19 protein-coding genes and 1 riboswitch are annotated in these 20,525 nt (G+C 38.6%); of the genes, 3 read left to right on the top strand and 16 right to left on the bottom strand.

All coding sequences use genetic code 11. From position 1 onward, the window contains the following. The first annotated feature begins 102 nt into the window (after nucleotides 1–102). A complete protein-coding gene (locus tag ACTQ5J_RS02015; RefSeq protein WP_441750329.1) occupies nucleotides 103–1,146 on the top strand; it encodes a superoxide dismutase family protein in 1,044 nt (347 codons plus the stop codon). Between the two features lie 64 nt (nucleotides 1,147–1,210). On the opposite strand, the gene ACTQ5J_RS02010 is transcribed toward ACTQ5J_RS02015, so the two are convergent. From ACTQ5J_RS02010 to ACTQ5J_RS01975, 8 genes are all read right to left on the bottom strand, one after another. After that, nucleotides 1,211–1,384, bottom strand: coding sequence for a tautomerase family protein (locus ACTQ5J_RS02010; protein ID WP_441750328.1), 174 nt, complete (start codon nucleotides 1,382–1,384; stop codon nucleotides 1,211–1,213). A 15-nt stretch (nucleotides 1,385–1,399) separates the two neighbouring features. Next, nucleotides 1,400–1,852, bottom strand: coding sequence for a 2-keto-4-pentenoate hydratase (locus tag ACTQ5J_RS02005; protein WP_441750327.1), 453 nt, complete (start codon nucleotides 1,850–1,852; stop codon nucleotides 1,400–1,402). Beyond that, complete coding sequence (locus ACTQ5J_RS02000; RefSeq protein WP_441750326.1) at nucleotides 1,849–2,181, bottom strand: hypothetical protein; 333 nt, start codon at nucleotides 2,179–2,181, stop codon at nucleotides 1,849–1,851. Before ACTQ5J_RS02000 ends, ACTQ5J_RS02005 begins: the two co-directional genes overlap by 4 nt. A 133-nt stretch (nucleotides 2,182–2,314) precedes the next feature. Next, nucleotides 2,315–3,703 (bottom strand): L,D-transpeptidase family protein, encoded by a 1,389-nt coding sequence (locus tag ACTQ5J_RS01995; RefSeq protein ID WP_441750325.1) that lies wholly within the window; start codon nucleotides 3,701–3,703, stop codon nucleotides 2,315–2,317. 351 nt (nucleotides 3,704–4,054) lie between these two features. Continuing rightward, nucleotides 4,055–5,239 (bottom strand): MalY/PatB family protein, encoded by a 1,185-nt coding sequence (locus ACTQ5J_RS01990; protein WP_441750324.1) that lies wholly within the window; start codon nucleotides 5,237–5,239, stop codon nucleotides 4,055–4,057. A 91-nt stretch (nucleotides 5,240–5,330) separates the two neighbouring features. After that, nucleotides 5,331–6,419 (bottom strand): PLP-dependent transferase, encoded by a 1,089-nt coding sequence (locus ACTQ5J_RS01985; RefSeq protein WP_441750323.1) that lies wholly within the window; start codon nucleotides 6,417–6,419, stop codon nucleotides 5,331–5,333. A 10-nt stretch (nucleotides 6,420–6,429) separates the two neighbouring features. Then, nucleotides 6,430–7,362: a homoserine O-succinyltransferase gene (locus tag ACTQ5J_RS01980; protein ID WP_441750322.1), complete on the bottom strand. Its 933-nt coding sequence runs from the start codon at nucleotides 7,360–7,362 to the stop codon at nucleotides 6,430–6,432. A 619-nt stretch (nucleotides 7,363–7,981) separates the two neighbouring features. Continuing rightward, a complete protein-coding gene (locus tag ACTQ5J_RS01975) occupies nucleotides 7,982–8,659 on the bottom strand; it encodes a hypothetical protein (protein WP_441750321.1) in 678 nt (225 codons plus the stop codon). Nucleotides 8,660–8,972: 313 nt separating this feature from the next. On the opposite strand from ACTQ5J_RS01975, the gene ACTQ5J_RS01970 reads away from it, so the two are divergent. Further along, nucleotides 8,973–9,626 carry an SDR family oxidoreductase gene (locus tag ACTQ5J_RS01970; protein WP_441750320.1) on the top strand — a complete coding sequence of 218 codons (654 nt, stop codon included), beginning with the start codon at nucleotides 8,973–8,975 and terminating at the stop codon, nucleotides 9,624–9,626. Between the two features lie 415 nt (nucleotides 9,627–10,041). Here ACTQ5J_RS01970 and ACTQ5J_RS01965 read toward each other — a convergent pair whose 3' ends face one another. The 5 genes from ACTQ5J_RS01965 to ACTQ5J_RS01945 all read right to left on the bottom strand — a co-directional run bounded on the left by ACTQ5J_RS01965 (nucleotide 10,042) and on the right by ACTQ5J_RS01945 (nucleotide 16,545). After that, nucleotides 10,042–10,416 (bottom strand): hypothetical protein, encoded by a 375-nt coding sequence (locus ACTQ5J_RS01965; RefSeq protein WP_441750318.1) that lies wholly within the window; start codon nucleotides 10,414–10,416, stop codon nucleotides 10,042–10,044. 1,122 nt (nucleotides 10,417–11,538) lie between these two features. After that, complete coding sequence (locus ACTQ5J_RS01960) at nucleotides 11,539–11,811, bottom strand: KH domain-containing protein (protein ID WP_441750317.1); 273 nt, start codon at nucleotides 11,809–11,811, stop codon at nucleotides 11,539–11,541. Nucleotides 11,812–11,863: 52 nt separating this feature from the next. Next, on the bottom strand, nucleotides 11,864–12,136 hold the full coding sequence (gene rpsP, locus ACTQ5J_RS01955; RefSeq protein ID WP_441750316.1) for a 30S ribosomal protein S16: 273 nt from the start codon (nucleotides 12,134–12,136) through the stop codon (nucleotides 11,864–11,866). 207 nt (nucleotides 12,137–12,343) lie between these two features. Further along, nucleotides 12,344–14,995 carry a magnesium-translocating P-type ATPase gene (gene mgtA, locus ACTQ5J_RS01950; RefSeq protein WP_441750315.1) on the bottom strand — a complete coding sequence of 884 codons (2,652 nt, stop codon included), beginning with the start codon at nucleotides 14,993–14,995 and terminating at the stop codon, nucleotides 12,344–12,346. Between the two features lie 417 nt (nucleotides 14,996–15,412). After that, nucleotides 15,413–15,591: riboswitch (M-box (ykoK) riboswitch) on the bottom strand. A gap of 183 nt (nucleotides 15,592–15,774) precedes the next feature. Continuing rightward, the gene (locus tag ACTQ5J_RS01945) at nucleotides 15,775–16,545 is read right to left on the bottom strand and encodes a MerR family transcriptional regulator (protein WP_441750314.1); all 771 of its coding nucleotides are present in this window, start codon (nucleotides 16,543–16,545) and stop codon (nucleotides 15,775–15,777) included. A 167-nt stretch (nucleotides 16,546–16,712) separates the two neighbouring features. Between ACTQ5J_RS01945 and ACTQ5J_RS01940 the strand changes: the two genes are divergently transcribed. Further along, nucleotides 16,713–17,600 (top strand): acetamidase/formamidase family protein, encoded by an 888-nt coding sequence (locus tag ACTQ5J_RS01940; protein WP_441750313.1) that lies wholly within the window; start codon nucleotides 16,713–16,715, stop codon nucleotides 17,598–17,600. A gap of 584 nt (nucleotides 17,601–18,184) precedes the next feature. On the opposite strand, the gene ffh is transcribed toward ACTQ5J_RS01940, so the two are convergent. Genes ffh through ACTQ5J_RS01925 form a run of 3 tightly spaced genes read right to left on the bottom strand, consistent with a single transcriptional unit; the run spans nucleotide 18,185 to nucleotide 20,436 of the window. Continuing rightward, on the bottom strand, nucleotides 18,185–19,669 hold the full coding sequence (gene ffh, locus ACTQ5J_RS01935; protein WP_441750312.1) for a signal recognition particle protein: 1,485 nt from the start codon (nucleotides 19,667–19,669) through the stop codon (nucleotides 18,185–18,187). Between the two features lie 43 nt (nucleotides 19,670–19,712). Next, nucleotides 19,713–20,042 carry a YlxM family DNA-binding protein gene (ylxM, locus tag ACTQ5J_RS01930; RefSeq protein WP_441750311.1) on the bottom strand — a complete coding sequence of 110 codons (330 nt, stop codon included), beginning with the start codon at nucleotides 20,040–20,042 and terminating at the stop codon, nucleotides 19,713–19,715. Next, nucleotides 20,029–20,436 carry a metal-dependent transcriptional regulator gene (locus ACTQ5J_RS01925; RefSeq protein WP_441750310.1) on the bottom strand — a complete coding sequence of 136 codons (408 nt, stop codon included), beginning with the start codon at nucleotides 20,434–20,436 and terminating at the stop codon, nucleotides 20,029–20,031. Before ACTQ5J_RS01925 ends, ylxM begins: the two co-directional genes overlap by 14 nt. Nucleotides 20,437–20,525 lie beyond the last annotated feature (89 nt).

Here is a 20,525-nt window from a genome sequence, read left to right as displayed (position 1 = left end):
ATTGCTTGACTTTTGTATTGATTTTAAAAGGTCCATTCAATTGAATGCGCTTTCTTTTTTTGGTAAACTTAGCCTATAAACTAAGAAAGAGGTAAATTGCCTATGAAAAAAAGCTTAAAAGTTTTATTACTGTCAGGTGTCACTCTCTTAATGGTTGCATGTATGGATCCACAAGAAGAACCTACAACGGAAGTGAGTTCTGCAGAAACGACAGAACTTGTCGAAGAATCGGTTGAATCGGTCGAATCGGTTGAGGAAGAAGAAAGTTTAGCAGAGGATGCAAATAGTGAATCGTCAGACGCAGAATCTGAAGTCGCGTCAGAAGATAACTCAGAGTCGAGCGATTCAAATGAAGCAACTAGCGACGAAGTGGGTGATGACCAATCGGCAGCTTCAGACGATGTTGAAAGTACGGAATCAGAAGTAGCGGATGACGAAGAAAGCACTGAATCTGATGAGGCAGACGTTTCAGACGAAGCAGTTGAAGACGCGACAGTTGAGATTGCCCCAGTTGTCGTGGAAATGATTAACCAAGACGGCGACTCAATGGGAACGGCTACGTTTGAAGAAGCAGCAAATGGCGTTATTTTAAGCTTGGAACTGGAAGGTCTAGAAGAAGGCGAATACGGCTTCCATATTCATGAATACGGAAAAGCAACAGCGCCAACATTTATGGATGCACTGGGACATTTCAATCCAACAGGAACCAGTCACGGCATTCATGCTGAAGGCGGTCCGCACATTGGCGACTTCCCTAACTTAATCGTTGGCAAAGATGGCAAAGTTAACATCGTCTTAGTTGTATCAAATGTTTCATTAGATCCTGAAGCACCTTATACATTAAGAACGGAGAATGGTACATCCTTAATTATTCATGAAGGTGCCGATGATTATGAAACTCAGCCAATTGGAACTGCTGGTTACGGTATGATTGGTGGTGTCATTTTTGCACCAATGAGTGAAGAGTCGCCCGCAACAGATGATGAAACGAGCGAGGTTTCTGACGAAGAAAGTTCGAATGCAGAATCAGAGTCTGAAGCAGCGACAGACTCTGAAAGTTCTGAAACAGACAATACAGACACCGAGTCTTCAAACACAAGTTCGGTTGACGAGGCAACTGAATCGGAGTCTAACTCCGAGGAATAAGTGTCATATTTTGGATAAAATAAAAGGGACTTCGTTTTTAGACGAGGTCCCTTTTAGTGTTAAATTAAAAATGTTGACCGGAATAGAAATCCTCTGGCAACATATCTTCAAAAATCACACGAATTGCTTGACGGTCCGCAAATTCGCTGTCTTCCATTAAATCAATAATTTCTTTAGCTAACTTCGCCTTTTGTTCTTCTGTGCGGCCAGCTTTTAATTGGATTCTTACATATGGCATACTATTTATCTCCTTTTAATCAATTACTTTAAACTGAATCGTTTCTAAAGTTGAATACACAATCTCTACGTCATCGCCTACTTCAAGTAAAACTGCCGAGGACATGCCACCAGTCATAATGGGTACACCAGTTGGGACTGGTTTGCCTACTTTAGCCAGATGTTTCGCCAGTTCAACAATCGCTAAAGCTGGATGGCCGAGGACGTCTCTGCCACTGCCTTCAACCGCAAGCTTGCCATTGACCTTGATGGCGACCTTTTCTGTTACTAAATCTAATTGATCGACTGAAAATTTTTCAATCCCAAAAATCGCACCACTCGCCGATGTATTATCTGCAATCACATCAGTTAGTGTAAAATCAAAATTCAAATACCGACTATCAATGACTTCCGCACAACTTAAGACATAGTCTGTATTCTTTAAAACATCCTCAACAGTGACGTCACCTGATAATTCCTGCTTCATCACAAACGCAATTTCTGGTTCAATTTTCGGATGAATATAATCCGATAAACTAATCGTCCTTTTTTTTCCAACATATCGCCAAAAATGTAACCGACAATCGGCGAATCGACGCCCATTTGATCCCACTTCGCTTTTGAAGTCAAACCCATTTTCGGTGCGTAAAGTGATTGACCATCTGCCTCACGTAATCTTAAAACTTCTTTTTGAATCAAATACGCCTCATCAACCGTTAAATCAGGCCATATTTCTTCCGTTAACTTCACAATCTCGCGCTTAAATTTCTCGCCGTCATAAACATACCGAGCTGCATCTTTAAACCTCATTGAATCCATATTATGCCTACTCTCTATCTCTTCAATCAAATTTTAGCCAACAAGACACTATCTATTATACGCATTTATTGAAAAATAACCCCTAACGTTGCTCAGAGAAGAACGACTTGTTCCACCAGTCACAACAAACTCATTAAAAGATAATCACCGGCATTCCTGTATCGACTAAATCAAACAGATTTGGCATTACAGAGGTTGGAATATTAATACAGCCGTTCGAACCTGCATAAGTCCAAACGTCACCGCCGAAAGTGCCTTGCCAAGACGCATCATGAATCCCCATGCCTTCCCAGTCAAACGGAACCCAGTAATTAACCGGAGTCGCATAGTCTTTATCACGTTGCGGATTGTAACCTTTCAAAACGGCGTCTGTCTCTTTGTAAAGTATATTCCAAGCGCCTGGAATAGTTTCCATCAACGGTGGCAAACCGGTCACAACCTCAGTTGATAAAGCCAATTCACCGTCCAAGTAGACATACAACATTTGATGATCAAGATCGATTTCCACATGACTATTCCCAATATCATCTTTTTCTTTAATATCATTTGTGTAAATATTGCCTGTATAATGTGGTTCACGTTTGACTGTCTCACCGGCATAGATTTCAGCGATTAAAGCGGCTACCTCCGTTTCAAAATCAAAGGTCCAACCGTAAATTTGCGGATCAATTGTGACGACACCTTGTAAAGTCGATTGGAAATCGCGGTATTGATGCAAAGAAGCATATTCTGCATCCAATTCTGAGATGTAAGTCCAAACACTCGCTTCATCTAAAAGCGCTTCGCCAGCTTCGTCAAAATATATCCATTTTTCAATTTCAGTTTGAGGAATCGTGACCTCTTCACCTGACATAGTATAAGTGATTTGTGTATCAGAAAGTTGTTTGATTTGTGTTATTTTATTGACGATTGCTTCGTTAGCCTGAGTTATTTCGGGTTGAATATAATACTGACTCAATTCAAGACTTGATTCTTTATTCTGAACTGCGTCGATGATACCTTGTTTTAAAGCATTCATATCGAGTTGTGTCCCAACAACTTCCTCTTGAAGATAGTAGCCTTGTTCGTCATTATATTCGACCGAAGCATTCTGGCTTGAGCTTCGATTTTCTTGATTAATTCCAATAATTTCTAGCTCATTTTCCAAAACCTCTTGGTCAATAGGCATGTCATTTAGTTTGTCACTTAAAATCATGTTCTGCTGAACCAAGCCTCTGCTCCACATAAAGGCATCTTGTTCAGATAATGCATGATCTAATTCGACTGAAGGATCAAAATCGGGATATAATTTACTCAACTCGATTTGTCCAAATTCAGTGTCATTTTCTAACAGAATTAGGCGATTCTTCGACAATTCCTTTTGAATATGTTGTTTAGCATCTGCTAGGGTCATATGACTAATATTGCTACCTGCATAGAGCGTATTCGCCTGGAAACGACCACTATAAAAAATCATACCTATTAAATATACTAATCCAATTAAACTTAGAGCTATCATGAGTGGTTTCTTAAATCGCTTCATAAGCAAAGGCCTCCTATTCATTCTTTTAGATTAGTTTATCAAGTAATTATGAAGAAATAATTAAGATTGATGGAAATATATAAGAGTTTTAGGTAAAAAGTAAATAAATAGGTTCATCGACAATTGCCGCAAATTTTCGAAGGATAAGATATCCTTCGACCTGTTAGCAAAGTGAAGCAATCGACATCCACGTGAGCTAAAAAGAGTACAACATCAAGCTAACGCTTACCAATAAAATCAGAATGGTAGTCAGGAATGGATTGGGAATTCCCACTCATAATATAAACAAACTCGATGATACCAACATGAGTGGCAGCACCGAGAATATATTATAGCCGCTTGACCAACTACCTATAATTTCTTCGCTTCACGTATAATCGCATCGACCGCTTGTTCTACAAGCTCAAACTTAGTTGCTAAATTCATGCGAATATAGCCTTCATAGCCCTGGCCAAACCATTCGCCGTAATCAATCGCAACACCACAACTATTCTGCATAAAATCGATAATATCGTTACCTTTGAGAATCGGATTTAAGTCAATAAACATCAAGTAAGTCCCTTGCAATGGACTGATAGTTATTTCCGGAAAGGCTGCCTGTAACTTCATTTTAGCTTGTATATAATTGTCCGAAATAATCTCCTTAACTGACTCCAGCCATTCAGCACCATCTGTATAAACTGCCTCAGTAGCGATCACGCCGAATAGATTAGCCTCAGTTTGAATCATCGTGGCTGCAAAGGAATCATATGCTTGTCTTAAGTCTGCATTAGGAATCAGAATGTTTGAATGGCCTAAAGCAGCTAAATTAAAGGATTTAGAGGCCGAGTTTGCGGTAATGATTCGATCACTGTACTTCCCGTCTGCAACTCTCGCCGATGGGATATGACGACTATCATCATAGGTGAAGTCTTGATGAATTTCATCAGAGATAATTAGAACGTCGTGTTTTTCGCAAATTTCAAACAAACGCATTTGTTCGTCTTCACTCCAGACACGGCCGGTTGGATTGTGCGGTGAACAATGGATAAATACTTTTGCATCGTTTGCGATAATTGCTTCTTCAAAAGCATCAAAATCAATACTAAAGACATTTTCTTCATTCACTAAATCGACAGTAATTAATTGTCGCCCCGTATCACGAACGGCATTGTGGAAAGGATAGTATACGGGCGTTAAAATAACTACTGCATCATTTGGCTTAGTATAAACATGCATAAAGTAGTATAAAGCTTGTACAATCCCGGGTGTAAATCGAAGCCATTCTTGATCAATTTCAAAATTAAAGCGCTTTTTCATCCAACTACTGTAGGCAACAAAATATGAATCTGGAACTAATGAATAACCATAAACCCCATGATCTAAACGTTCTTTAAAGGCTTCAGTAATCGCATCCGCCACTTTGAAATCCATGTCTGCGACCCATAAAGGAAGTAAATTTTCACCTTCAAACCGTTGGTCGACTAAGTCCCATTTCAAAGAGTTCGTTCCTTTACGATCGGTATAATAACGTTCAATAAAAGTTGCTGTATCCATAGTCACGTCTCCTCCTGATAAATTATCATTTTCTCAATTATAGCCTACCAGATGTCAATCAGCAAAGTCAGCTATGCGTTTCCATTATTCATTAAATAAGCTTTAGCGCTTGATTTAAATCCGTGATTAAATCCTCTGCCTCTTCTAGACCGATGGATAGGCGAAGTAAATCTGGAGTTAAGCCATACGCTTCACGTAACTCTTTAGGGATATCCGCATGCGTTTGAGTGGTTGGATAAGTTATTAAACTCTCTACTCCACCCAAACTTTCAGCATAAGTGAATAATTCCAAGGCTTCTAGAAAGGGGCCGACCGCCGCTTCAGATTGCAAGCGAATACTAATCATCGACCCTTTGCCAGCAAATAGAACATCTTTAACCGCTGAATGCTCACGTAAAGCGGTCACAACTTTAAAGGCTGTTTCTTCTTGACGATCAACTCTTAAAGGTAGTGTCTTTAGGCTTCGTATAAACAACCAACTATCAAAGGGGGATAAAGTTGGGCCGGTTGTATTGGCCAACCATTCTAAACGTTCACCTAATTCCGGGACATTTGTCACTACGACTCCCGCCAGAATATCATTATGCCCCGTTAAGTATTTCGTGCCTGAGTGAATAACAATTTGTGCCCCGTCATCTAAGGGTCTTTGTCTCAGAGGTGTCAATAATGTATTGTCTACAATTAATGTTGCCTTGATTTGTTGCGTCCACCCGCCTATTTCTTTTAGATCGACTTCTTGCATCAAGGGATTAGTCGGAGTTTCAATGAAGACTGCTGTCACAGAATTAGTTAGCTGAATCTTCAAATTTTCCAAATCAGTATAATATATAAATTTTGCGACTCCCAGTCTTTCTAATTCCGTGAAATAACGATAAGTGCCACCATATAAATCGCGTGAAACTAAAAACGTACTACCTGGATCAAATAACTGAAAAACTAATTGAATGGCACTCATCCCGGAACTTGTCGCAAATGCATGACTACCACCTTCTAATTTGGCTAAACCTGCTTCAAGGACTGCGCGAGTCGGGTTCTTCGTGCGTGTATAATCAAAGCCCGTACTAGATCCAAGGCCTGGGTGAGCATACGTTGTCGAAAGGTGAATCGGTAAACTAATTGCGCCTGTTGCGGCGTCTTGTCGGTTACCTAATTGAGCTAAGTCGGTTGATAAATGTGTCATGAAATGCCTCCTAAAGTTTTCTATCGAGTTGGGCTAAGCCACTCAAATCATATAATGTATGTTGGTATGTTTCATTCAACCAATTGTTATAAAGTAAATAACCATGACTTTTCCAGCTATTAATCGGTTGTTTTTCTGGATCATCCTCTGGATAATAACCATTTGGGATTGCTTGCTCGAGTCCCCGACTAATATCGCGATCATACTCTTGTTTTAATGTTTGACGGTCATATTCCAAATGCCCTAAAGCGTATAAATCCCGTTGATCACTCGTCGTTAGAATATCAGGGCCAAACGTCTCATGAGCGGTTAGAACTCTTATTTCACTTCTTTGCTTAATTGTGTCCCAATCGACTGATACGTGCCTAGATTGCGGAACCGCATACGTATCATCGAAGCCCCGCAAATAAGGATGATCCGCTTGAATCGTCTGGTAATCAAAGACGCCAAAGAGTTTATTTTCGAGCCGTATTCGATCAATCTTATGGTCATAATTCAGTGCATAAAGAGCTGCCCAGCAGATGAAAAGTCGCGAGTAGACATGCGTTTGTGACCAGCGCATGATATCATCAAGTTCTTTAATATAATCAATCGCCTGATATTCAAGGTGCTCAACCGGCGCGCCTGTCACAATCATGCCATCATAATACTCCTCCTGAACCTCAGCGAAATGTTTATAGAATTGCCGTAAATAGCTGGTCGACGTATGTTGACTGGTGTGAGTTTTAGTATAAAGAAAGTCAACATCAATTTGCAGGGCAGTATTGCCTAAAAGTCTCAATAAATGGAGTTCTGTCGCTTCCTTGTTAGGCATTAGATTTACAATCAAAATCCGAAGCGGTCGAATATCCTGTTTGATAGCGCGAGCATGTTCTATCGTGTAAACCTGTTCTTCTTTTAAATGTTTGCGGACTGGTAGGCCTTCAATAATTTTTATTGGCACGTTTAAGCCCTCCTTTTCACATAATAAATAAAAAACGTCCCTTCGCAAATCACATTGATTCGCAAAGGGACGTTTTATCGTGTTACCACCCAAATTCGTGCAAAGCTGACGCTTTACACCTTATTAGCACCTGTAAACAGATTATCAGTTGCCTAGCTCGTTATCGAGAGCGGACGTTCAAATGGCGTGAACCACTTAAATACTCAGAGCTCATCTTCACGACTATTGAACAATCCCTTTCTCACCATCCGGGTTCTCTGATATGTTGCTTAAGTCGTTACTCTTCTCATCATAGCATTAATTATTTATTCATCTTTTAATTATAATTAGATTAGATAAGTTGGTTATTGATTATAATATACCCTTTTAAAATGAAGAAGTCAATTCTTATTCTTTAAAATGCTACTTATTAAAAAGCTTGGTTCGACAATCGAACTTTTCCCGCTTAGGCTTCAGTTTATAGGTGATGCTTGGATTTGGTATTTGCAGCTGTTGTGTGTTATCCGTTTATTTAGGTAACTTTGATAAATATTCCAGCCAAAATAAGCCATCAAGGAAAATGAATTCCGTTGATCGCCGATTGAATGGCTCCTAAATTTTTTGGTAATTTAGCTTTGCTCTAGCTAGGTGACACCCATTTAGAGACAATATCGCGATGCTGAAGCACTTTAACATTTGGTGCAGCTTGATATTCTAACGTCTCTAACGAAGTCGGGACAGTAAAGTGTTGGAAAAACACTCGTGACTTGGGAACAAAGCCGAGCTCAACTAATTGTGGATCCAGCAGTTCGTAATGAACGCCCACTCGACTCGTGTCACTTGTTTGATCAGAAAACTGAACCCATTTTTCAATCGTCAAATAAACCTTATCATCAATTTTGAAATATAAATAATCAAAGGTATCACGCCCTAAAAATGTGACCTCTTCAACCTGATCGAGTTCGCCATATAAACCGATGGCTTTGAAATAATTCCCCATGTAGTCATTGCGATAAAGGTTTTTCTCATAATTCGTATAAATTTGGTCACGGTAAAAACTCCTTTTAAAATCACGTATAGCTGGATTAACATGCTTTGCTCGTGCCATCAAATCTCCATGCACCTGATAATTTTGATAGATGAAACTGCCGGCTAGCAGGAGGAAAACCAAGAAGAGTCCGTTGACGATTTTAGGAAATAAATGTCTTAAATGACTCAAGGTGGAAATTGAAAGAATACTCAGAATAATAAAAATTGCCACAATTGTTCCTAAGTCATCATAATAAAACTTCTCCATCAAATACCATTGTTCAAACATTACGTCACCACTCCTTTTCGATTTTTGATCCTGCTTCCTGATTTAATTTTAATTTTTTTATCGTTCAATATCATTATAATCTATTTTCGTACTTGTGGGTACTGAACTTGATACTTTTATATAAACACCTTCCTAATATTCTAGACACTAGCAAATTCAGTAATATTAGCTCGATTAATTAGTAAAGGCATCGTCGGGCGGAAAAATTGAAGCGTATTAACATGCTGAGGTTTATCGCTGAACGGACTTCGTTGCGAGTAGTCACTAGATGTGTTAAGTTGAAGCTAGAAGACATTTGGAAGGAATGATACATATGAAAGTATTAGTTATTGGCGCCCATGGTAAAGTGGCTAAGTACGTGGCGGATATTATTACAGAAACGCCAGCAATTGAGGAGGTTGCAATGATTCGTAATCCAGATCAGCTCCCATTTTTCGAAGAAAGGCGAATTGAGACTGTCCTATTGGATCTTGAAAAAGCGTCAATTTATGAACTCGCTCATGCAATGACCGGTGTTGATGCCGTCCTCTTTAGTGCAGGTGCCGGAGGAAAAGGTCTGGATAAAACAGTGAAAATTGATTTAGATGGTGCGATTAAAGCTATGATGGCTGCTGAACAGGCTAAAGTTAACCGTTTTGTGATGGTCAGTACATTCCGTACGGGCCGCGCAGAAATTGCGAAAGAAAACGCCTTACAAATTTACACTATCGCCAAACATTACGCCGATGAATGGTTGAAAAACCGTACGACTTTAGCCTGGACGATTGTCCACCCTGGAATTCTCGTTGATACACCCGGAAAGAATCAAGTCAAAGTCGGCATGGACATGGAAATCAATGAAATTCCTCGTGAGGATGTTGCACGAGCATTAGTGGCAGTTTTATTAAATGATCAGACCATCCATCAAGAATTTGAACTGTTAGCTGGTCAGTCCACAGTTGAAGAAGCAATCCATAGCTTAACGTAATGGCAAAATGTAAAAACACGTTTTCCAGTCTAATTGAGTGGAAAACGTGTTTTTTTTATCCCCAGAATGGACAATAGCCCTCTCTTTGTAGAGAAGGCTACCTAATTACTTAATATTATTTATCTTAAAGCGGGTCTAACTATTACTAAACATTAATTTTTTCTCATTTAAACGATACATTCCCAACCTCTAATGCATCCTTGTAACCCTATGTTACGCCAGTTTGAATAAATTTCATTAAAACAAATTAAAATCTCGCATAAAAATATTTTTCATGTATTAACATTATAACATGTTTAGTTTTGAAATGTTGTCAAAATGGTAATCATAATAAAAGCTTAATATTTAGCCTTTGACCTATTTAAATTAAGCACCATTAAACCTTCTCATAAAATCGTTTAGTTTTTTCAGCATATTATTTATTTGTGGCCAATTGTTTTAAGCGATTAACTAAATCTGTCTGATAAACGCCTAGCCGCCAATATAATGGATAGACATGTAGTTTATATTTCTTATCGCGTGTCTGTATCCTCACATGATGAACCAATAACACTTTACTGATTTTTAGTTGTTCGATTTCCCTTAATTTGATCTGGGTGACGCCGATCTCATCTAATTTCCAATTCTGTTGAATAATCGTGATTTGTTGATCGTCTATAACTAGCACGTAATAAGTTGGTGGTATCACCTTTAAATAGCGCGCTTTTTGAGTATACCCTACAACTGCAGTCTGATCTGCATATATCTCACGGTTACTTTCTAAGTCTTCTTTACTAAAGGTCAATTTCATCATTCCGCCTCCTTACTTAAATAGTTTACCAAATTTTATAACCAAGTAAAAGATTGCCGTACCAGCAGCGAGGAAAGTCTATGTTTTTCATGTGAGCTTTAATAATGTCCCTGAAATCCCATATGTAAACCATCTAATCAAACTCAATCATTCGCCCTCTTTTTCTGATTTTAAATAATGATAACTAATTCTCGTACGTACTGATGAAACAACATCCTCAAACATATCCGTTCAAAATATATTTATGACATATTTGACAAAATTATCCCTGATTGAAAACTACCTCTTTATTCACTCTCCACTTGACGGGGAGCCCACCAAAAATTGAGTAAGCCTGTTAAACTTTTAATGAGCCCACTCAAATCACGAGTAGGCTCATTAAAAATGGATATATCTAATAGATGATTAAATGATAGAACTCGTTCACTTGAAGTGCCTTCTCACCATGGCTAAATTCGGGAACGACATTAGCTTTTAACATGTCAACTCACTTCACGAGTTAACACGTTAAAATAAAAACTACTCATATACTAGACAAGTTGGGTGAAATCACACCTTATTTTGCGTAATTTCCAGATAAATTATCACCCTAGACGTGTTATGCAAGGTTTAACATGTCAACTCGCAATTTGAGTTGACATGTTAAAGGGTTTAATGTGTCAACTCACTTCACGAGTTAACACGTTAAAATAAAAACTACTCATATACTAGACAAGTTGGGTGAAATCACACCTTATTTTGCGTAATTTCCAGATAAATTATCACCTTAGACGTGTTATGCAAGGTTTAACATGTCAACTCGCAATTTGAGACACCAGTATAACCTAAGTTTCACGTCACGCAGCATCACTAGATTACCAATTCAAATCACCACTGGAAGCCCCGAACTAAGCCTGCAATTAACCAGAGCGCTAAAATTCTGAGTGTTAGTACATACAAAAATCCGAGCGAGTCGTCATTCTGACTTTTTAACAATCTAAACTAAGTAAAATTCCAGCAAATCTCCCCCTTAATCAAACGTGCGAAACGAAGTGAATGACTCTTTATCGTCTATATTAAGGATGGCGTTATTTATTTTTAGATAACAAAAAAACCTGCCACTAGGACAGGTTGTAAAAATATCTATTCATCATCAGAATCGTCGAGTGATTCAGCTTCATTGGCAATCACGATACGAGCACGTTTTTGATTGCGGATGCGTACACTGTAAACAATTGTACGAATAGCGCGAACCACACGGCCTTTTTTACCAATTACACGCCCGATATCATCAGGATGTAATAGTAAGTGATACTCAGTGAAGTCCTCTGTATCAACGATTTCAATTGTAAACTCTTCAGGGTTTTCCACTAAAGGTTCAACAATTGATCTTATTAAAGCTTCTATATTTGGCATTATAATATCATCCTTTGTTTGTTGACTAAGATAACATTTGCTTTAAGCCTTACTATTTAGATTGTTTTGATTCATGGAATTTTTTCATAATACCTTTAGAAGATAATAAGTCACGAACTGTATCAGTTGGTTGTGCACCATCTGCTAACCATTTTAATGCTAATTCTTCTTCTAATTCTAAAGTTACAGGATTAGTTAACGGGTTGTAAGTACCAATTTTCTCGATGATACGGCCATCACGTGGAGCGCGCGCATCAGCAACTACGATTCTGTAGAAAGGAGTTTTCTTAGCACCCATACGTTTTAAACGAATTTTTACTGCCATTGTTTTAATTCACCTCCGGTTAATATCGATCACAATTACATATTTTAGCAGATTATTTTTAAGCTGTAAAGCTTTTTTCCTTTACAGATTAAAATATTTTTTAAAATATGTGCAATGCCTTAATTATTATACAGTTTTATACGTACGACGCAAGTCAAAATAATGAAAACAGCTGCTTTTTATGACAGCTGTTTCTTGTCTTAATGCTTATAATAGATTACCATGCGATTTTACATACCAGTTTTTTACAACCGTTACGAGTGCGATGTATGCCACTAACGTAATGGCTAATCCAATCCAATAGTTGCCTGGCAAACTTGCTAAACCAATCGAAGTACCAAGCTCAGTAAACGGTACAATAGTCCCTACTACGATTCCTAACATCGTTACTAAGAAAAATGGTACGGATGGGTTACTTTGAATAAATGGTAACTTTTCCGTTCTTAACGCATATAATACCATTGTTTGAGACCATAATGACATCACAAACCAACCTGCATGGAACAAAGCCATAAATAACTCTTGGCCATCTTCATTTAAACTTCCGTAATTTCCACCTAATACTTGAGGCGCCATTACAAAGAATAATAAGGCGAAAGTTGTAATATCAAAGATTGAACTTGTTGGACCAAACCAGAACATAAATTTGCCTATACTATTTGAATCCCATTTCTTAGGCTCTTCTAAGTATTCTGCGTCCATTTTGTCCCAAGGAATTGCGATACATGATACATCATAAATTAAGCCTAAGAATAATAAGTGAATCGGCATCATTGGTAAGAACGGTAAGAAAATACTTGCAATCAACACAGAGAACATGTTCCCAAAGTTTGAGCTTGTCGTCGCTTTAATATACTTCATGATATTCCCAAAAATCTTACGCCCTGATACTATACCTCTTTCTAAAACCATTAAGTCTTTTTCCAATAAAATCACATCTGCGGACTCTTTAGCGATATCAACTGCTGTATCGACGGAAATTCCAACATCCGCTGCACGCATTGCGGGTGCATCATTAATTCCATCACCAAGGAAACCAACGACATGACCATTTTCTCTTAATAAACGCGTAATCGTCGCTTTTTGACTTGGATTTAGTTTGACAAAAATTGAATGCTCTTCTATCACAACTGATAATTCTTCTTCACTTAAAAGAGCTACTTCTTCACCAGTAATGTATTTAGACGCATCAATTCCTACTTGTTTACAAACTGCTTGAGTTACAAGTGCATTATCTCCGGTTAACACTTTCACTTCAACTTGATGGGCTTTTAAAGCTTCAAGCGCTGCTTTCGTTGTTTCTTTCGGTGGATCTAAGAAAGCTAGATACCCAATTAACACCATATTGGCTTCATCTCTAATTGAGAACTCATCAACAACACTTGGGTTTGTCTTCTGAGCGACCCCTACTACACGGAAACCATCATTATTTAAACGACGCACATTTTCTAACACCATCTCTTTAGCTTCTTGGGTTAAAGGCGATACTTGACCTGCGTAATCCACGTAGTCAGAGATTGCGAGCATTTCTTCAATCGCACCTTTGGTAATCATTTGAGTTTTACCATTCGTATCTTCAACGACGACACTCATACGACGACGTGCAAAATCAAATGGAATTTCATCAACTTTTTCGTAAATGATTGCATTAGTGTTCAGTTCTTCATTGGCTGCCTCAATAATTGCAACATCCATCAAGTTTTTTAAACCAGTTTGATAGTAGCTGTTTAAGTAAGCATGACGCAGTACTCTTTCATCTTCTTGCCCTTCTAAGTTCAAGTGGTATTCAAGTACTATTTTGTCCTGTGTGAGGGTTCCTGTTTTATCTGTACATAGCACATCAATCGCACCAAAGTTTTGGATTGAATTGATATTCTTAATGATAGTACCTTCCTTAGCCATTGCATTAGAACCTTTAATTAGGTTCGTTGTTACAATCATTGGTAGCATTTCCGGTGTTAGACCAACGGCTACAGATAAACCGAATAGTAACGCTTGTAACCAGTCACCTTTCGTTACACCATTAATTAACACAACTAAGGGTGCCATAATCAACATGAAACGAATTAATAAATGCGATGTTTTTTCGATGCCGATTTCAAAACTTGTCTTAGGTGCGTCTGCCGTAACTTCTTTTGCAACTTGACCAAACATTGTTTGATTGCCAGTTGCAATTACCATTCCTTCAGCGCTACCACTGATAACGTTACTCCCCATAAATGCTAAGGTTTCTAAGTTTGTTGGGCTATCGGAAGCTTCTGTGCCTAATTCTGCTTTCTTTTCAACAGGATAACTCTCCCCTGTTAGTGAAGCTTGTGATACGAATAAGTCCTTTGATTGAATGATTCGTAAATCAGCTGGAATCATGTCTCCCGCGGATAACTTGATTAAGTCACCCATGACAATATCTTGTAATGGAATTTCTTGGTACTGACCATCACGCTTTACTGCCGTGGTAACTTTTACCATTTGTTGTAATTCTTCCGCTGCATCATTTGCCTTAACCGATTGGATCAAGCTCATCGTACCGCTAATCACAACTAACACTACAATTAACAATACAGTTACCAAACTTTTATCACCTGCATCTGCTAAGATAAACTCAGTCACAAATGAGATTGCAGCTAATGCTAATAAAATTAAGGTAAATGGTGTGAAATAGGCTTTTAGTACTGTTAACCACAATGGTGTTTTCTCACCATACTCAATTTCATTATTACCAAATTCTTTTCTAATTTCTGCTGCTGTTTCTTCGCTGAAACCTTGCATCGTTGTTTTAAATTCTTGCATAATTTCAGCTATGTTCATTTCTGCAAAGTGGTTGTAGTCCACTTTACGGTTATTATTCATTTTTGTCATATTATTTTACCTTCTTTCCCCAGAAGTGATTTAGTAACAACAGTGCAATACCAATAAAAACAACCAACTCAATTATTAGTAATAACATGTGTTTGCCTCCTTCTATGTTTGGGCTTCAGGCAGTTAATTTTCAGGTGGTTACAAACAAATAGATAATAACTTGTTTATATTCTTTTGATTCATTTTCCGCCTAAAGCTGCGATTCTTTCGACTATTATCATCCATTTGTTTTCAACCTCCTTTTAATGCTTGAGCGACTGCTCGTAAGTAACCTAAACGACAACTTAATAGATTGTTTATTAGATCCAACTTTTTACCATATTGTTCCCTCCCATCAAACATTCATAAACTATAAAATAAAAACAAAAAATCCCCCACTAATCGTTAGTGAGGGCTCAAAAGTGCACAAAAAAAGCTTCTGTGATTTCTTCGTGGAGCTTTAGCACGTTACAACGTAAAAAATAAACAGTTGTTTATTTTTAGCTACGTTAAGAAGAGCCTTATATCGACAATTCCTGTTATACCCATTGGTGTCTCTCGACGTTTTTGGGCAGTAGCCTGTGTTTGTAGCGGAGCCTCGCCTAACAAATCATTTAAAATTTTATGTAATTACTTTACAACTCAACAGTATACAGCAGTAAATATTATTGTCAACTCGGAATTTTTTTAAGTAAAGAAGTGTCCTATTTTAAACACGAAGGTATTAGGATTGTTTACGGTTCTTTTCGTTTATAGATCATCATCGAATGACATTCCTGTCTTCTTGACCAAACAGCCACCTAATTTTCCATAGCAGTATAAATACCAATCGCTTTATGTAAAAATTCAGCTGCACCTGGTGTTATCCCATCATAATAAGCCTTAAACCTTTCATCATGCACATACATCAAACTTAAATTATAATGTTTTTCAGGACTATAATGCCCTTCCGGCCACGAAAATAGTAACCATTGTCGATGTAGTTCACAGACTTCTTGAGCTAATTCACTAGCTGGATTACCATCCGATATCGCAATCGCCAACTTCTGATTGATTGATTCACCTAAATGTTGAAACTCCAACCATTGCTCTTCGGTCATGTTCGCCATTTTAGCATTTGAAGCATTAACTGTTTTTTCTCCATATTTTGCTCTAATTTCTTGACCATAGTTCTGTTCATTATCGTCAATGAGTTCTTGTTTAAAAGCCGCAAATTTTTCATTATCTGTCATTGTTCTCTCTCCTTTTAGCGCTTGAATTGAGTCATTCACAGTACTCATTAAACGTTCAATCCGCTTCTTTTCTTGAGATAGTTGAAGTAAATGATTTTCTAAAGCCTCCTGAAGATTGAAATCCTCTGCATAAATTATCGCCTTAATTTCTTCTAGATTAATTCCAATTTCACGATAGAATAGTATTTGTTGCAACAAATTGACTTCCTTCGCTCCATAAATTCGGTAACCACTTGAGTTAATTCGTTTGGGCCACAACAACGCTATTTCATCATAATACCTCAGAGTGCGTGCACTCACTCCTGAAATTCTTGCTAACTGACTAATTGAATATTCCATTACCTCACCTCTCTTCTATAGCATAAACCTTCACGTTACGTTAAGGTCAAGCCTTAATTAGCATTTTTTCTTTAAGTTTAGTTTACCATTTCTGTGACCATTAACTTTGACTTTTGCCTAACAGCTAACCATACTAATAGTTATAGTCAAATCAAGGAGGAAACTTAATGAAAATTTCGAGTGAACATGTAATTTTTACAATGGATCGTCATAATGCCCCCGCTATAACCGCTGATAATGGTGAAACTGTAATTTTTGAAACCTTAGATTGTTTTTCGAATACTGTGTTAACTGAAGATGATTTAGTGAGTTCGATTGATTTTAGTCAGGTAAATCCAGCTACCGGACCCTTGTTTATTCAAGGTGCAGAAGTTGGTGATGTTTTAAAAGTAACGATTGAAAAAATTAGCCTTGCCGATAAAGGAGCGATTGTCACCGCCCCTGGCCTTGGTCGTTTAGCACATCGCATAGAAGCTGAAGAAACCATTATTTGTCCAGTCTCAGACACACACGTTGACTACAAAGGTATTCAAATACCTTTGCGTAAAATGATTGGAGTCATCGGCACTGCTCCAGCTGGTGAAGGAATTAATACAGGAACGCCTCATGATCACGGCGGAAATCTTGATACGACACGAATGACAGAAGGCAGTATACTCTACTTACCTGTTAATGTTGAAGGGGCACTTTTAGCCTTGGGTGATCTACATGCCACGATGGGAGACGGCGAGATAATGGGAGCTGGTTTAGAAATTGCCGGCGAAGTCACAGTTAAAGTCGAAGTACTTAAAGATTTCACACTGCCTTTACCTTTAATAGAAACTGATGATCTATGGATTACACTTGGATCACGCGAAACATTGGAAGCCGCAAGCCAATTGGCGATTGACCATATGACAGACTTAGTCACTCAAATTAGCCATTTGACACTAAATCAAGCAGGTATGTTACTATCCTTAGCCGGTGATTTGCATACTTCACAAATCGTTAATCCAAACGTCACCGTTCGGATGGAATTAGCTAAAACATTATTAAACTCACCACTGGATGCCTAACGGAACGTCATGGAAAGAGCCACGTGCCGTTGGACGCCTAACGGAACGTCATGGTGGGAGCCACGTGCCAGTGGACGCCTAACGGAACGTCATGGAGAGAGCCACGTGCCGTTGGACGCCTAACGGAATGTCATGGAGAGAGCCACGTGCCGTTGGACGCCTAACGGAATGTCATGGAGAGAGCCACGTGCCATTGGATGCCTAACGGAACGTCATGGTAGGAGCCACGTGCCGTTGGACGCCTAACGGAACGTCATGGTAGGAGCCACATGTCATTGGATGCCTAACGGAACGTCAGAAAACCTCGGATAATTCCAAGAACTTCAGCATTCTTGACTAGATAATACAGCGTCACTTTTGTTGGAATACTCAATCTAGCTCAGCGACTTGTTTTCGAAAGCTTTTTCGATTCAATCGGAAAAGCACGAACATTAGTGAGGCTTTGAAAGCGACCTCTGCCTTTGAAAACAATAAGTTGAGTGAAGTACACAGCTTAGTAAATCAACATAAAACTTATAAGCCCTTATATTACAAAAATCAGCCACCTGCTCGTCATTTTCAAGACAAGCAGGTGGCTGTTAAATTTAGCGTTTTTTCTTTTTCTTTTTCAACATACGTTGTAATTTCTTCTGTTCGTTTTCAGCTTGAAGCTGTTCTGGTGTCATGAAGTCGCGGTCATTCATGCTTGGCATACCTGGCATTCCAGGCATGGCACCGCCGCCGCCCATTTGTTGCATTTGACGCATCATTTTCTTCATGCCGCCTGTCTTACCATTCGACATTTGACTCATCATGTCACGTGACTGGTTAAATTGTTTGATCATTTGGTTAACTTCTGCTAATGTTTGACCACACCCTTTTGCAATACGGCGACGGCGACTTTGTGAAATGATGTCGGGATTTTGACGTTCTTCTGGAGTCATCGACATGACAATCGCTTTTACACGACCGATGTCTTTATCGTCTACACTTAATTCGTCAATTCCTGGAACTTTACTCATACCAGGAATCATTTTTAGAATATCTTTAATTGATCCCATCTTAGTCACTTGTTCCATCTGTTCGATGAAGTCGTTAAAGTCAAAGCTCGCATCTTTAATCTTATCGGCCATTTCAGCCGCTCGCTCTTCGTCGAAGTCCTTTTGAGCTTTCTCAATTAAAGTCATCATGTCACCCATACCTAAGATACGGCTTGACATACGTTCTGGATAGAATGGTTCTAAAGCATCAAGTTTTTCTCCTTGACCCGTAAATTTAATCGGCTTGTTTGTAATTGAACGGATGGATAAAGCAGCACCCCCACGAGTGTCACCATCTAACTTCGTAATAACAACCCCAGTTATATCCAATATTTCATTAAATGATTGAGCAACATTGACGGCATCTTGGCCTGTCATCGCATCAACCGTTAATAAAATTTCATCCGGGCTAACGGCTTGTTTAATATTACTTAACTCATCCATTAATTCTTCGTTGATATGTAAACGACCGGCCGTATCAATAATAACCACTTCGTTACCATTCATACGTGCTTGACTGACCGCTTCAGATGCAATATCCACTGGATTCGCCTCAGTACCACGACTAAATACCTCAAAACCTAATTGACGACCAATCGTTTCTAATTGATCAATCGCTGCAGGACGATAAACGTCAGCCGCAACTAATAAAGGTTTCTTCTTGCCGTTTTCGCTCACATATTTCGCTAATTTACCAACCGTTGTTGTTTTACCAGCCCCTTGTAAACCAGCCATCATAATGACCGTTGGTGGCATCTTCGAGAAGTTTAACGGTTCTCTTTCGCCGCCCATTAAAGCTGTTAACTCTTCATCTACAATTTTTAGTACTTGTTGTGCTGGTGATAGTGACGTTAAAACGTCAGACCCTAAAGCACGCTCATTAACGCTTTTAACAAAAGTCTTTACAACTTGAAAGTTGACGTCAGCTTCTAGTAATGCGAGACGAATCTCGCGCATCATCTGTTTTAAGTCAGCTTCTGTGATAGTACCGCCAGTTCCGACTTGGCTGATCGCTGACTGAAGTCTTTCGGATAATCCTTCAAATGCCATGTTATTTCCCCTTTAACTTGGATAATCTTTTATTTGCCTCGTTTTAAGTGAGGTCAATTGCTTTTAATTGATTTAATAAAGTACAAACAGCCTCAGGCACGTCCTCTAATACATCTAATTGCGAAAAAATCGTCATACGCGCTGTTCGCCGTCCTAATAATTCAAGCTTTGCTTCATAATCTTCGAGTGCATTTTCACCGCGTCTAATATTATCATGAACCGCTTGTCGACTAATGTCATAGTGTTCCGCAATTTCAGCTAGTGACAAATCCTCTTCATAGTATAACTCCAACATTTGTTGTTGTTTCTCGGTTAACAGAGCTTGGTAAAAATCAAACAATTGATTCATACGTAAGGTTTTATGGATAGCCATCGTCTAACTCCCTTTCAAGTGGAACCTGCGAAAAACTGGGATACTCTATGAATTCAGCCAAACGATCGGCCAGGTCTAGCGGCGTGGAATGTTCTAAAATTTCAGCCAGATCATGAACTTCTTCCTTTGTATAATTTAACTTATGCTCAAGAAAATATTCCCAAATCTCATGCTTTCGAATCAATTCTCTCGCCATATTCTCACCCGCTTCAGTAAGTTTGGCACCATAATAAGGTCGGTAGTTGACTAAACCTTCATTGGCTAACTTATGAATCATCTCACTAACAGAAGGCGGCGAAACCTGAAGGCCTCGGGCAATCATCTTATTCGATACCGAATCGCCTGAGGAATGTTCATAAATAAATTTCACATAATCTTCTCGACTTTGTGACAAGCCCTCACCCCTTCTTGATTCATTCAATGCAACCTTTATTCTATCATGTTTTTTATTGTGAAACAAATCAATCTCTTTTTTTAGGCGCG

Origin of the sequence: Fundicoccus sp. Sow4_F4, from assembly GCF_052116145.1 — a bacterium.
GTDB lineage: Bacteria > Bacillota > Bacilli > Lactobacillales > Aerococcaceae > Fundicoccus.
The sequence above is the reverse complement of the archived record's forward strand: the minus strand, read 5'-3'. Positions and strand labels throughout refer to the sequence as shown.